Origin of the sequence: Mycobacterium sp. ACS4054, assembly GCF_001667275.1 — a bacterium.
GTDB lineage: Bacteria > Actinomycetota > Actinomycetes > Mycobacteriales > Mycobacteriaceae > Mycobacterium.
Genome location: NZ_LZHV01000014.1, coordinates 28858 through 42832 on the forward strand (window position 1 = coordinate 28858; position 13975 = coordinate 42832).

11 protein-coding genes are annotated in these 13975 nt (G+C 64.3%); 6 read left to right on the plus strand and 5 right to left on the minus strand.

Going from position 1 to position 13975, the window contains the following annotated elements; all coding sequences use genetic code 11:
* The first annotated feature begins 64 nt into the window (after positions 1-64).
* Complete coding sequence (locus tag A5730_RS01935) at positions 65-1432, plus strand: aldehyde dehydrogenase (protein WP_369829845.1); 1368 nt, start codon at positions 65-67, stop codon at positions 1430-1432.
* A gap of 618 nt (positions 1433-2050) precedes the next feature.
* On the opposite strand, the gene A5730_RS01940 is transcribed toward A5730_RS01935, so the two are convergent.
* On the minus strand, positions 2051-4072 hold the full coding sequence (locus A5730_RS01940; protein WP_231994593.1) for an arylsulfotransferase family protein: 2022 nt from the start codon (positions 4070-4072) through the stop codon (positions 2051-2053).
* A gap of 169 nt (positions 4073-4241) precedes the next feature.
* Between A5730_RS01940 and A5730_RS01945 the strand changes: the two genes are divergently transcribed.
* The 3 genes from A5730_RS01945 to A5730_RS01955 all read left to right on the plus strand — a co-directional run bounded on the left by A5730_RS01945 (position 4242) and on the right by A5730_RS01955 (position 8111).
* Entirely contained in the window at positions 4242-4739 is a 498-nt protein-coding gene (locus A5730_RS01945) for a MarR family winged helix-turn-helix transcriptional regulator (RefSeq protein ID WP_067894881.1), read from the plus strand.
* Positions 4740-5072: 333 nt separating this feature from the next.
* Positions 5073-5735 carry an NAD(P)-dependent oxidoreductase gene (locus tag A5730_RS01950; RefSeq protein ID WP_067894885.1) on the plus strand — a complete coding sequence of 221 codons (663 nt, stop codon included), beginning with the start codon at positions 5073-5075 and terminating at the stop codon, positions 5733-5735.
* Positions 5736-6425: 690 nt separating this feature from the next.
* A complete protein-coding gene (locus A5730_RS01955; RefSeq protein WP_067894888.1) occupies positions 6426-8111 on the plus strand; it encodes a GMC family oxidoreductase in 1686 nt (561 codons plus the stop codon).
* Positions 8112-8116: 5 nt separating this feature from the next.
* Here A5730_RS01955 and A5730_RS01960 read toward each other — a convergent pair whose 3' ends face one another.
* The 4 genes from A5730_RS01960 to A5730_RS01975 all read right to left on the minus strand — a co-directional run bounded on the left by A5730_RS01960 (position 8117) and on the right by A5730_RS01975 (position 12356).
* Entirely contained in the window at positions 8117-8725 is a 609-nt protein-coding gene (locus tag A5730_RS01960) for an LGFP repeat-containing protein (protein ID WP_067894891.1), read from the minus strand.
* A 186-nt stretch (positions 8726-8911) separates the two neighbouring features.
* A complete protein-coding gene (locus tag A5730_RS24105) occupies positions 8912-10888 on the minus strand; it encodes a protein kinase (RefSeq protein ID WP_369829846.1) in 1977 nt (658 codons plus the stop codon).
* Between the two features lie 219 nt (positions 10889-11107).
* The gene (locus A5730_RS01970) at positions 11108-11728 is read right to left on the minus strand and encodes a sensor domain-containing protein (RefSeq protein ID WP_231994594.1); all 621 of its coding nucleotides are present in this window, start codon (positions 11726-11728) and stop codon (positions 11108-11110) included.
* A 199-nt stretch (positions 11729-11927) separates the two neighbouring features.
* Positions 11928-12356, minus strand: a complete 429-nt coding sequence (locus A5730_RS01975; RefSeq protein WP_067894897.1) for a lipoprotein LpqH — start codon at positions 12354-12356, stop codon at positions 11928-11930.
* Between the two features lie 71 nt (positions 12357-12427).
* On the opposite strand from A5730_RS01975, the gene A5730_RS24560 reads away from it, so the two are divergent.
* Both A5730_RS24560 and A5730_RS01985 read left to right on the plus strand, forming a co-directional pair.
* Complete coding sequence (locus tag A5730_RS24560) at positions 12428-12967, plus strand: hypothetical protein (RefSeq protein WP_197506107.1); 540 nt, start codon at positions 12428-12430, stop codon at positions 12965-12967.
* A gap of 238 nt (positions 12968-13205) precedes the next feature.
* A complete protein-coding gene (locus A5730_RS01985) occupies positions 13206-13742 on the plus strand; it encodes an RDD family protein (protein WP_082946677.1) in 537 nt (178 codons plus the stop codon).
* The last annotated feature ends 233 nt before the right edge of the window (positions 13743-13975 follow it).

Genomic DNA, 13975 nt, shown 5'->3' on the forward strand with positions numbered 1-13975 from the left:
CGGCCTGACCAGCGCCGCCCGGGCGCGGCTGATTGGCCTGGCGGGGGACAGGGTATCCGGGGTCGTGGCTTCGACCCTTACCAAAATCATCAGCGTCCTGGATCCACGCACCGGCGACACGGTCACGCAGGTGCCGATCACCGAGCCGGCCGACTGTGACGAAGCGGTCGGGCGGGCCGCGGCCGCCGCCGAGGCGTGGGCCCGCACGTCGCCGGCCGAACGCGCGGCCGCCATCGCGGCTGCCGCCGACGACGTCCGCGCCGCGGCCGACGAACTCGCCGAACTGAACGAGCGGGAAACCGGCAAGCTGCGCGACGACGCGCGCGGCGGCGTGGACGCCGGGATCGACACGCTCCTGCAATACGCCCAACTGGGACCCCTGCACCGCGGGCAAGCCCTGCAGGGCGGCTGGTCGGCCACCGATCTCATGGTTCCGCAGCCGCGCGGCGTGGTCGCGGTCATCACCCCGTGGAACGATCCCGTCGCCGTGGCGGCCGGGCTGCTCGGTGCGGCACTCGTCACCGGAAACACGGTGGTGCACAAGCCAAGTGAGCGCTGTCCGCAAACGGGGCGCCGGTTCGCCGAACTGCTGGCGGCTCGGCTGCCCGCCGGCGTGCTCGAGATCGTGGACGGCGACGGAACCGTTAGGGAACGGTTGGCGGGTGCGGAGCAGGTCGACGTCGTCGCCCATGTCGGCAGCAGTGCGACCGGCCGGGAGATCGCCCGGGCCTGCGCCGAACGCGGCGCCAAGGCGCTGCTGGAAAGCGGCGGCAATGACGCGTTGATCGTCGACGCCGACGTCGACCCGAGCTGGGCGGCCGCACAGACGGCGCTCGGCGCCTTCGCCAACGCCGGACAGATCTGCGTGTCGGTGGAACGCGTCTACGTCGTGCAATCGATCGCCGACGCGTTCCTCAATGCGTTGATCGACGAGGCGATCTCGTGGGCCGACCGGATCGGGCCGCTGGTCGACGAGCGTCATCGCGAACACGTGCACGCGCATGTCGAGGACGCAACCCGCAACGGGGCCCACGTGCTCGTCGACGGCGAGCCGCGACCCGGGCCCGGCTCGTTCTATCCGCCCACCGTGTTGACCGATTGCACCGCCGACATGCTCGTCATGCGCGAGGAAACGTTCGGTCCCGTCGCGCCGGTGCGGGTGGTGCCCGACTTCGCCACCGCGTTGACCGAAGCCGCGCACGACCGCTACGGATTGGCCGCCACCGTGCTGACGGGCAGCATGGCGCATGCCCAGGAGGCATGGCGCAGCCTGCCCGTGGGGACCGTCAAGATCAACGACGTCTTCGGCGGCGCGCCGGGCGGCGCCTCCGAACCCCGCCGCGCCAGTGGCACGGGGTTCGGCTTCGGACCCGAACTGCTCGACGAGCTGACCGCGGTCAAGGTGGTGCACTGGTCGGCACCCGGCGACTGACCGGACGGGGCCACCCATAACGTCACAGTGACGAATTGCGTTGGGGCGACGCATCATTCGTGCAAAAGGGGCGTCCGCGTCTTCGGTCGAAATTGTTGCCCGGGGGACGGCGGGCCGTGGCCCTATAGGGCGGGTCATCCCGACGGCGGCATATTCTGCGGGCGAGAAACCTCGCGGAACCGGAAGGCGCGACGCCGAGCCCCGTCCCGTATTGGCTGATGTGCCATCACGATTGGCCGCATGCGAAGGGGCGTGCCAGGCATCAAATCGTCACAGTGACGTATTGATGCCGCCGAGTCCATCGACTGCGGGTGAGTCCCGGGGCGGCGTGCCGGCCCTTCGGCGCACCGCGCGCGTCCCGGCGCCGACGGTATCGGCACTCAGTCCGGTGTGCTGCGTTCGGCCGCACCGCGCGGCGCGCGCGACCGAGACACCATCCGAGGCCGGGGGCGCAGACTGTCGGCGCTGCACACGAGAAGACGGCGGCTGCCAGGCTTTTCGGGCAAGAGCGCCGAACGGCCCGGTTGCCGGTGTGCCGATAAGTGACATTATGTCAACTAAGCTACGCCATGGGCCGAGATGCGTTCAATCTTCAGGGGCCGGCCAACCGGTTCCCCATCAGGTTTTGATGGGGTCGCTGGCGGCGATGGTAGCGCCGTTTTTATCTAGGGCCTCGATCGTGAAGTAGTTGCCCGTGGTGGCGGTGCCTGCGGGCAGTGCCACCGGGGTGTTCAGGCCGTTCCAGTCGGTGGTTACCAGTGACTTGAGCGAGTCAGGCGAGGGCCCGGACAGGACCCGCCACTGGATGACATCTGTGGCGCCGTTCCACACCGCATGCAATGTGGGCCGGCCGTTGTCGTTGGACACGGTCAGCTCCGGATTCTGAGTGGGATGCCCGCTCCACTCCTGCAAAAACGCGCGGTATGTTCCATCCCCCACTGCCATCGCCTTGCTGCCGGCGCCGACTTGTTGCGTCGAGGTTTGGGGCTGGGTTGCGCTCCACACGATGCGTCCGTCGGGGGCGAATTCGGTGATGTGGTTGGCATCGCCCCAGCCGCTGAACGTGTTGCCGTTGGGAAGTGCTTGCGCGCTGCCCTGGGTGAAGGTGTCTACCGGTTGGGGCTGAACCCAGTTCCGCAGCAGGGTCGCGGTCTTGGGCTGTCGGTCCAGCCGGATCCACATGATGCTCGATGCGCCATGGCGTTTTCCACCCAGATCGACGTTGTTGTTGAACAACATGATCGTGTTCTCGTCCACGAATGTCGCGTCATGCTGTCCGGCGAAGTCCACCCCTGGGCCGGGTTTGAAATCCGAATTCTTCCCGCCCAATTTCCAGTTGATCGCGCCGGTTTGCGTGTTCACATCGACCAGCTCATTGGCCGAGCGAACCGACACCAGCATATTTCCATCTGGGTCGGGGGCAATCGAGTTGATATGCAGCGGAAGTACCCCTTCACCCGGAATGCCCTGCAGCTGGGTGTAATTGAGCACGCTATCGGTCACTGGAAGGTGCTGCGCCGAATCCCACGCGAGCAATGTCTTCCCCGAAGCAACATCGACAACGTTGACAAAGCTGTCGGCGATTTTCGCGGTTTTGGGCCCGCCGATACCAGACAGGTCGGCATCGACCTCCTTCACCGATGTGATCAGCGCATGCCCATCCGGGGTAAGCCGAAACTCGTGAAGATCCGACGCGCCGCCCTCTGTGGTGATCTTCTTGATGATGTTGTAGTTCGTATCGGCGATGTAATCGGCACCGGAGAACTTGTCGCCCTGAAACCAGGTCAGCACTGGTTTACCTTGATAGGTCTGCACCTGGAAATTCACGGCATCCTGATCGCCGGGGATCTGCAAAAACCACACCGGCCGCCCTTTTTTATCCAGGATTTCCGGGCCTGACGGAATTCCGGGGTTCCCGTTGCCGAACAGATTCGCCGCGCCAGGCGCGCCACCATTGATGAACACAAAACCCGAACCGCCATCCTGCTGGTTCACCGTGACGTTCAGCGGCGGCGGTGCCAGCTGTGTCTGCGGCACCGCCGAAAGATCCTTAATACTGGGCGCTGCGGAAACACTGGGCGCCGCGGAACCTGCGGATTCAGGCGCTTTACTGGGCGCCGGAGAACACGCAGACACCAACACCAGGGCTGCCACCACTACACCGGTTGATGACTTCACCGGGCCAAAGTTAGCGAACGCTCCTGCGAATTCATCTGTGCGTCTGCCGTGAAGACGAGCGCCTTGCGTTGGCTCACAGGCTGATTCGCTTAGATGCGGTCGTGGTTCTTCACCTGACGCGTCGACGCCCTCGGCCTTCAACTGCCCGGCGAGTGCGTCGAGGCGCTCTTTGGCGCGGGCGACGAGTGCGACGCTGGATCCCTCGCGGGCCAAGCGCCGCGCGACGGCGGCACCGAGGTGCGGGCCTCCACCGAAGATGGCTCTCACTTTGGACATCGGATGTGTCTCCTCTGAATTCATGCGGGGGTTCGGTGCCGCGATTCGGCGGCGCCGCGGCGCCGTTGCTTGCGAAAACGACGGACTGGATCGCCATAACGCCCGCGAGACGGAACTCATCAGACCGATTTGGCCGCTGGCGTCGTCAGAAGCGCCGACGGCGGATCGACAGGTGGAGACGGACACGCTGTCCGAGATTACATAAGGGACTTAACTAATGGAAGGGGTCACGCTGTAGATTCTCATGACTCGCGACCGTGTGATCCGATTTTACACCGCTAAGACTAACTCGGCGACCAAAAGGTGTACAGGAACCTGGGGTAATACATAGTGTCGTGATGTATAGTCCCGGGGTATGGCCAAGTCGGAAGACGGCATAGACAGGATCGCCGAAGTCGTCCGACAGGCTGCGCTACTGGCCACGCGTCACTTGCTCAATCGCGAGGAGCTCAGCGTGTCCGCAATGGAGGTGCTGCACACGCTAAGCGTTGAAGGTCCAACTCGGCTCACTACGCTTTCCGAGGCCATGCACGTGAGCCAGCCGGCAATGACCCAGTTGATCCAGCGTCTTGACCGCCGCAAGTTGGTGGCTCGCGTGGCCGATCCAGAAGACGGCCGCGCAACCATCGTCAATGTCACTGAGAGTGCACGAGATCTGTTGCACCGCCTGCGCAACGAAGACAACGAGAAGCTCGCCGCCCTCCTAGCGATGCTCTCTGCGAGCGATCAAGAGGCGCTACGACTTGCTATGTACGTCGCCGGGCCGATCATTCAACTACTCAATGAAAACGCCGCACTGCTCGCGCAGGCCACCACCACCGGGCCGCGCAACGAGCCGATGAACCGCAACTAGTCGGCTAGGAGACCTCACGCGCAGCTTTGATCGCTGCGGTCATCTACCAAGAGATTGTCAAGGAGAAGTGATGGGTACCGCTGTCATCGGGTGAGCCGGGCCCGGCCTAGACGGGGCTATCGGCCATCGGGGTGAACCTAAGACGATCGCGAGATCCATTGGTACCAAACCCGACGTGGCACCGAACTGGCCTACACGACACCGAGTGCGAAGCGACCGCATGACCGTAGCGCGAAGTTCTTCACAGCGAAGCCGTTACCGGCTGCCACCGGACGCATCCGCCTGCCGCAGGCGATACGCGCCTGCGGCAGGCAATCCACTGAAGGGGAAACAATGACCAACCTGCTTGTCCTGGGAGGCAGCGGCCGCACCGGGGTCCATGTACTCGCGCACGCAGCCACACACGGTCATCGCGTTCGTGCCCTGGTGCGCAACCCGGACGCTGTCCAGGCCCCGGACGGCGTGGAACTCGTCGCGGGCACGCCGTCCAATATCGACGACATCCGCAAGGCCGCCCAGGGTACCGAGGCGGTGATCAGCACCCTCAACAACTCGCGCGCCTCGGACAATCCCTGGGCCAACCCCGTCAGCCCACCGATGTTCATGACCGACGCCACCCGTAACCTCCTGACCGTGATGGGCGAGCAGAACATCCGCCGGATCGTCATCAACTCCACCATGGGCGCGGGCGACGACTGGGCTCGCATCAACCCGCTGTTCAGGTTCTTGGTCAACATCTCCAACATCAAGGCCGGCTTCGTCGACCACAGCGGCGTCGACCAGATCGTGCGCGCCTCCGATACCGACTGGACTCTCGCCAGAGCAGTCGCCCTCACCGACAAGCCGGCCCGCGGTCCCGTGCGGGCCGCGGAGGCCGGCACCGAAAAGCCCGGCATGCGGATCAACCGCGCCGACCTCGCTGCTTTTCTCGTTGACAGCGTTGAGCACGGCACCTGGATCCACCAGGCGCCGCTTGTCTGGAATACCCGAGGCTGATCCGCCATAGGGCCGTACGCCGCACTGCCGACGTCCGTTGCGGTATCACATCACGTTCAACGCAGAGCAAGTGACAACCGTCGACCGCCGTCGATTACCAGCGAATCAACAAGGCTGCCGCCACTGTGCAGCGGCAGCATTGCCGGCGGTCAGACAGCTCACGGCTTTGTCGGCATCGACCTGCAGGGCGAAGGCGACCTGTACGTGGAATTCGGCGACCCCAACCAGGGCGGCACCCTCACCGAGGCTGGCTGGAAAGTCCACACCTGATCCCACGTTGACTCGCCGAGCTGGAACCAGCGCACTCCATCACAGTCGGCCGAAGTCGAGATACCGTACCGCGACGAAGGACACTGGAGCGCAACGCTATTCGCGGCGCGGGACCTGACGTGCGCTGCAGGCCAGCGAACAGGTATCCGAAGTACCGCTTCCGCTCGACGGTTCGTCTGGCTTGCCTGAGCGAGCCGATCGGCACCGACCCCGTGAGGCTGTTCCGACGGTGTGACGCTGCTTCGACCGTGGTAGGAATGCGGCGGGATCGAATATGGCGGGTTACCAGTAAGGCTATTGCGTGCCCTGCCCCTCAACGGTTCTCGCTTATCAATCGAGGCCCATCATTCCTCGGCGAGATGTGGTGGTCATCGCGCAGACTAGGACTCGCATCCGACGCTGTGGAGGACCGATACCGCAATGAATCCGGTTGCCGAATTCGACTTCATCATTGTGGGTGCGGGCAGCGCAGGCTGCCTGCTCGCGAATCGGCTCAGCGCCAACCCCGATCGCCGTGTGCTTCTGATCGAGGCCGGCGGCAAGGATGACTGGTTCTGGATCAAGGTGCCGGTGGGCTATCTGTACACGATCGCCAACCCCCGAACCGACTGGTGCTTCACCACCGAACCCGACCCTGGCCTTGCCGGCCGGAGCATTCACTACGCGCGCGGCCGGGTGATCGGCGGCTGCTCGTCGATCAACGCCATGATCCACATGCGCGGACAGGCCAGCGACTACGCGCTGTGGGCGCAGGCCACCGGCGACGAACGCTGGCTGTGGGGTGGGCCGGACAGTCCCGGCGAGACACTGGCGATCTACAAAGAGTTGGAGAACTACTACGGCGGAGCCGACGATTGGCACGGCGCCGGTGGTGAGATCCGCGTCGAGCTACCGCGGGTGCGCTGGAAGATCCTGGACGCCTGGCAGGCCGCCGCCGCCCAAGTGGGCATCTCCCCGATCCATGAATTCAACCAGGGCGACAACGCCGGCTGTGCGTACTTTCACGTCAACCAACGGCGTGGCCGGCGATGGTCGATGGCCGATGCCTTCCTGCATCCCGTCGCCCACCGGCAGAACCTCACCGTCTACACGCACACTCAGGCGTTGCGGCTTTTGGTGGATGACCACGTCCACGAGGATCAGCGTCGGGGCGCCTGGACCACGGCGCGGCACCGCGTCGCCGGAGTGCGCCTGCTCAAAGGCGGACAAATCGTCGATATCCGGGCGCGACAGGAGGTGATCCTGAGCGCCGGAGCAATTGGGTCGCCGCACCTGATGCAGGTCTCGGGGCTCGGCCCAGCCGGCCTGCTCGCCCAGCATCAAGTGCCGGTGGCCGTCGATCTGCCGGGAGTGGGCGAAAACCTCCAGGACCACTTGCAGATTCGAACCATCTACCGGGTCCGGGGCGCCCCGACCGTCAACACCCTGTACCGGAACTGGATCACCCGGGCGGGCATGGGTCTTCAGTACCTGCTGTTGCGGTCAGGGCCCATGACGATGCCGCCTTCCACCCTGGGGGCTTTTGCCAAGAGCGACCCCGCGCTGGGAAGCGCCGATCTGGAGTGGCATGTGCAGCCCTTGTCGTTGCCGAAGTTCGGCGAACCCCTGCACCCCTTCGGAGCGATCACTCCCTCGGTCTGCAATCTGCGACCCACCTCGCGAGGCCATGTGCGGATGGCCAGTGCAGATCCCCTCATCTATCCGAAAATCTTCTGCAACTACCTGTCGACCGACGTCGATCGTCAAATCGCGGTGCGGGGCCTCCGGATGACCCGGCAGATCATGGCGGCGCCGGCCCTCGCCCGCTACCGTCCGCAGGAGTTTCTTCCGGGGCCGCAACTGGTGAGCGATGAAGCGCTGCAGAAGGCGGCCGGCGAACTCGGTACGACCATTTTTCACCCGGTGGGTACCTGCGCGATGGGAGCATTTGACGCTCGCGGGCGGCCGCGCTCGGCCGCCACGGTGCTCGACACCGACTGCCGCGTGTATCGCGTTGCAGGCCTTAGGGTGGTCGACGCCTCGGCCATACCCACCATCATTTCCGGCAACACGAACGCGCCGGTGATGCTCATCGCGGAGCGCGCAGCGCGGGCGATTGTGGGATGAGTCGGCTAGAGCCCGGATGGGACGACCTTGTCGTTTACCGTCACCGCGACCTGGCCGGTCGCCGGGTTGTACTCGATCTTGCCGTGCTCGAAGGTCGACACCTGCAGGTCGCCGATGACGTTCACGTCGCTGGTGGGCAAGCCCAGCGGCCCTGCCGAACCGTTAGTGCCGGTGACCGCGGGCGTGCCGTCCGGGCCGCGTGGGACATTCCAGGCCTCCCGGATCTTGCCCACGATGATGTACGCGGGTGTGCCGGCCGCGCCGTTCCTGGCGGTGATCGCGCCGCCCTGGAATTGCTGGAACACCACGCCGCTGTCCCGCGTCCCCGCGTTGCGGTCACCCGTCAGCGGCTTGCCGAGCGCCTTCTTCTGATCCTCGGTAGCCGACGAGTACTTGACCGCGATCGGGCCGGTCAGAGTCACCTCGACGTCGCGCTCCCCTATGAGCCTCACCTCGGTGGGCGGCGCCGGGGCGTTAGACGTGGCGGTGGCGCTCACCCCGACCTGAGGCGGTGCCGACGCGTCGACGCTTTTGCCATTGCTGCAGCCCGCAGCTATCAGCGCGACGGCGGCCAGGCCGACGATTGCAGCGTGGCGGTTTGCGATCGTTCTCATAGGCTTCCTCTCGCGTCTTCCTGTGGCGGGGTCAAGTCGCAGCTGACCATTTCGCCCGGACGGGACTTCAAACCGAATCACCTTGATCCGCAGGCGATCGCCCGACCGAACTTACAGTGCGGTCATAGACGGCAAGCCAGAGCACCGACCGGCGCGCGATGAAATCCAGCCGCAAGTGCCCCGGCGTCAGCGCTCGATCACTGTCAACGAGCCATGGTTAAGGTCGCTGCTGACGTAGGCGAAGTGCGTGACCGGGTCGACGGCGATGGCGAGCGGGTTGTTTCCGACGGCAAGGATTCCGGTGACTATGCGTTTGGTGGTGTCGACCACCGACACGGACCCACCGCTGTAGTTGGCCACGTAGGCGGTGTTCGTCGGCGGGTCCACTGCCACCCCCGCGGGGCGTTGCCCGACAGGCACACTAGCGGTGACGCCGAGGGTAATGGTGTCGACAAACGACACCGATGCATCGTCGCCGCTGGCGATGTACGCCGTGTGCGAGGCGGGGTCGATGGCGATCCCGGCCGGGTGGACGCGAAGCGCGACGGAACCGATGACAGTTCGGTTCGTGGTATCGATGACCGTCACTGTCGGATCGGCAGTGGTGACAAACAAGCGGTGCGCGTTCCGATCAATGGCTACGCGGCTTGGGCCTTTTCCGGTGGGCACCGTCGCGGTCACGGTATGCGTTGTCACGTCGATCGCCGACACCGACGCGGTATCACCGTTCGTGACATAGGCGATCCGGGCGTCCGGGTCGACCACTACTCCGCCCGGATGGCTGCCGACACCGATTCTGGCGATGACCGTGCCATTGGTGGTGTCGATAACCGACACCGAGGAGTCGTCGTAGTTGGTGACGTAGACGGTCCGGGTCGATGGATCTACGGCAACACCCACCGGGTGGCGTCCTACAGCGATGGTGGCCGTGACCGTACGGCTGCCGGTATCGACCAGCGACACGGAGTTGGAGCCGGTGTTCGCCACATAGGCGGTGTGGCCGGCCGAGTCGACCGCGACACCGAAGGCGCCATTGCCTACCCGTACTGAGGTGGCGATCGTAGGTGGACCACTTGGCGCTGCGGTGACTCCCGAAGTGGGCGCGCCTCCCCCACTAGGCGCCGACGGCGGCGGGGCGGCCGTCGCCGGCCGCGGCGTCGGCGTAGATCCAGCCGTTGAGGTGTGTGCGCGCATCAGGTATAGGCTCGCGCCCCCCAACACCGCGAGCACTGCGATCACCGCGGCGGCAACCACCCAAGATCGCTTGGTGCGCCTACGGTTCCCCGCTATCCCCTGCTGCGGATCGGGGGATAATGACGTCCGCGCTTGCTCCGTTGGCTCACTCGGTCGTGAGGCCACTCGAGTGGGGACAGTGACGTTGTGCGACGGTACATTCGGGTCCGGCACATGCAGCGGCACCGTGATCGCGTCGCGCGCGGCGCGTGCCATATCCACAGAGGTGGCGTAGCGCTGCGCCGGGTCTTTGGCCATGCCGGTGGCGATGACCGCATCGAATGCCGGGGGCGCGCCGGAGTCAGAAGGGCGCGGCGGCGGCGCCGACAGATGCCCTGCCAGTTGTTGCTCGATGCTGTCACCCGGAAATGGGGCGCCTCCCGTCAAGCACTCGTAGAGCACGCAAGCAAGCGCGTAGATGTCCGAGCGTGCATCGGCCTCACCGACTTTGAAGCGCTCGGGTGCCATGTAGCGCAGCGTGCCGACCACCGAGTCCGTACCAGTCAGGCCGGTCTCGCCGAGAACACGTGCGATCCCGAAATCGATCAGATACGCGAAGTCATTTTCATCGAGCAAGATGTTGGAGGGCTTGATATCCCGATGCACCAATCCGATCTTGTGCGCGGCATATACGGCGTATGCCACCTGCTCGACGATGTGCACCGCACGTGACGGAGGCATTGGACCGGAGGCCAGCACGGTTGCCAGGTCGCGCCCTTCGATCAGGCGCATGTCGACGAATAGCCGCCCGTCGATCTCCCCGTAGGTGTGAATTGGCACCACGTGAGGGTTGTTCAACCGTGCCGCTGAGTGAGCCTCGCGGCGGAATCGTCGTTGAAACGTCTCGTCCGCAGCAAAATGCGCCGGGAGAACTTTCAGCGCGACTATCCGATCGGTGACGGTGTCATAGGCTCGCCAGACCTCGCCCATGCCACCTCGGCCGAGCAGATTTATTAATCGGTACCGGCCGAACGGGGTCCCTTCCATGGAAACCTCCCGATGGCAGCAATCAGCAACACCTTAGTCCACAACTGACGCGGTTTGGGGAAACTCCCGCAACGGCCGGCTGGCAGCTAAGAGCGGATTGCCCATTGGTGCGGCCCTGCGCGTCGCGACAACCGACGACGCGTGAGTGCGCTTCGACAACGCTCAAGAGATCTTCTTTGCGATTTCGTGGGCGATCTGAGCACCCCGGTCGCCAACATCTTCGGCGCACGCGCTCACATCGATGACGATGTTATTGGAGGCCGTCAACGCCCGTTGGCACGACCAAAGTCCCCCGCCTTCTTCTTGCACCCGCGTTATCGTCAAAACGCTGTCCTCCACGCGGGCCTTACTCAGCGTCCAATAGTGGGGTGCGGGGTCGCCCGGGTCGTGGAGATCGACGCGCCGGTTATCACAATTCGCCCAGCCCGCTACCTGGCCGGAGTAGAAGTCATTTGCGGCCAAAGCCCCCGGGAACGCCACCACCGCCTGGTAGGCAACGTGATCCGCATTATCGCGGCGGTCCTTCAGCTGCTGCACGCGCACGGCCGTCCAGCCGCTGCCTTGGTAGGAGTAATCCTGTGCCTCGGCCCAGACCAAACATCCATCGGCGAGAGGCCGATTGGTGTACATGGTGTCGCCGGATTCAGCGACCTCCATGTGGGCGGCCATGATGGAGCCGATTTCGGTTGGGCTGAGCAGCAATCCAGATAGCGCACTGGTTGGAAGCGGTTGCGGCGCATGGCCCATCGTCGGAGCCGCCACCACTTTTCCGTCGACGTTCACCGTGCACCCGGACACCAGGGCGGATAGCGCCAGAACCGCGAGCGCATGCCTGCCTGCCGGCCCGCCCGCTCCCCTTGTCCTTCGCATCGGTCTTGTCAGCCGCCTAACTCTTCAATCGGTACTACGTGCAAGCACTCCCTGGACGACCGGCCTTGCCGCACAGTCGATCCCAGGGTAGGCACTGCACATGGCGAGATGCTCATCGCGGACAGGTTGCTCTAAGGGTGAAATCACTGAGCTTGGTGTAGTCGTGAAGCTGTTTGATCTTGCCAGTCAGCGTGTAAGTGTCACCGTCTTGCGTTAGCGTCGGGGTTGGCGCCCCTCCGGTCGATGTCGGCTCCCAGAAGTAGGCGATTCCATCGGCGCTGAAGTCCAGAGTTTCGAGCTTGCCCCCCGCGGCGTCGACGATGATGGTTTCAGCGGACTGCGTCTTGGCCGTGACGAGCACCGCGCCGCCCATATCGCGGCATTGGACGTCGTGCAGCGGGAAGGCCCTGCCGGCCAACGTCAAAGTGTCGCGTTGCGCCGCCGCGGCCGCGGTGGTGGAGTTGGCCGAGGCAACCGTCGCAGATGGGGGCCGCTGGCCGCAGGCCGTGCTCGGCATGCCAGCGATAAGGAGCAGGATCACAGCTGTAGCTCCACTGGCGGACGTTGATCTGGACAATGCTGAGAGCTGTCCTCTCCCAATGTTATTCGCAAGTGAACTGCGCACCGCCATTCCGGAGCATCGGCAGCATAACCGATACGGAGGCCGTCAACGTCGCGGACTCGCAGGTACAACCAATCAATGAATGCGCACCCGCCGTCGATCAGTTTGCCGACCAAGCATTCCGAACCGTGAGCGATACGCCCGGAATCGAATATGGCGGATTGATCCGCTACTGGCCCATGGTCAAGATCGCCACCGCGGCCACGCCGATCACCGCCACCAGCGCTACCAAAATTACCGCGATCGCGGCGCGCACGATCTCTTCTTCCGTGAATCGCCAGCGCGGCTGCAATTCGGCGAGAACGGCGTCCCCTCGCCAGGCGAAAGCGTTGACTCTCGCTACCGCCGAAGCGACATCGTCGTCGTCGCAGGACGCGTATCTCTCGACTGGCTCACGCGCGGCGATTGCGGTCGTCATATCAGCCCCCAGGCTTGCGGTCGCCGATTGGCGTTATTTGAATGGAACCTTCGGACTTCTCGTGAATTCAATGATGGAGTGTCCAAATCACGATTGCGGTAACGATCCTTAACGGTCACGGCACGGAGTCGCGCTCCGCGTCAACCCTGCTCGGCAACTGAGCTGACTTGGCGGCTGCCGGCGGGCGTTCCAATCGTATTCCAAGCGCCCACTGCTACGTTTCGGCGGCGCAGTACCTCGGTCAGGGCTCGTAATCGAAACGGCTGTGGCACCTTCTCACGGCCGCCAAAGCACCCATCACGCCCTAACCGACCGGTCCGCGGCTAGGTCCTCGACAGAAAGGTATTCACATGACCGAACAACCGGCAGTGCCGGGCAATTATCCGGCGCCGCCGCAGTCCGGATCGTTGCCCCAACAGGCATATACGCAGTGGTTGACTCGTGTGCTGGCGTTCCTTGTCGATTCGATCCCCTACGCGATCATCGTGGGTATCGGGTACGGCATCGAGGCGGCGACCCAGGAGACTGCTTGCGTCACCGATACCTCGGGCTATAACTTGGGCCAGTTCTGCGCCACCGGTAACTCCCCCATAGGGGTGGCCGCCTTCTCCCTGTCGCTACTCGTTGGACTGGCCTACATGGTCTGGAACTACGGCTACAAACAGGGAACCACCGGGTCGAGCATCGGGAAGTCGATCATGAAGTTCAAAGTGGTCAGCGAGCAGACCGGCCAGCCGATCGGTTTCGGCATGTCGGTCGTACGCCAGCTCGCGCACTTCGTCGACGCCGCCATCTGCTACATCGGCTACCTGTTCCCGTTGTGGGACGCCAAGCGGCAGACGATCGCAGACAAGATCATCAAGACGATTTGCCTGCCCATCAATTGAGACTCGTATAGGCGCTGCCGGGTCATGTCCGGGCGGCAACCAAAATTTAGCCGCCCCAAGCTAATTCATCACAGTAACGAATAGCTGGGCCGGGGTTTGCCGGTTTCCCTCACCCATCCGACGCCGGAGCCGCCCGGGCCTCCCGGGTTCGCCTCCCGTCCAACTCCCTCCTCGCTGTCAGTCCCACCGCCGCAAGCCCCAGAAAGAGTTGTCCGATACGTTTGCTAGCGACC

Coding starts and splice junctions, on each gene's coding strand:
- A5730_RS01945 (WP_067894881.1), top strand. CDS start 4,242: ATGGCCAAGTCGGAAGACGGCATAGACAGGATCGCCGAAGTCGTCCGA.
- A5730_RS01950 (WP_067894885.1), top strand. CDS start 5,073: ATGACCAACCTGCTTGTCCTGGGAGGCAGCGGCCGCACCGGGGTCCAT.
- A5730_RS01955 (WP_067894888.1), top strand. CDS start 6,426: ATGAATCCGGTTGCCGAATTCGACTTCATCATTGTGGGTGCGGGCAGC.
- A5730_RS01960 (WP_067894891.1), bottom strand. CDS start 8,725: ATGAGAACGATCGCAAACCGCCACGCTGCAATCGTCGGCCTGGCCGCC.
- A5730_RS24105 (WP_369829846.1), bottom strand. CDS start 10,888: ATGGGCGAGGTCTGGCGAGCCTATGACACCGTCACCGATCGGATAGTC.
- A5730_RS01985 (WP_082946677.1), top strand. CDS start 13,206: ATGACCGAACAACCGGCAGTGCCGGGCAATTATCCGGCGCCGCCGCAG.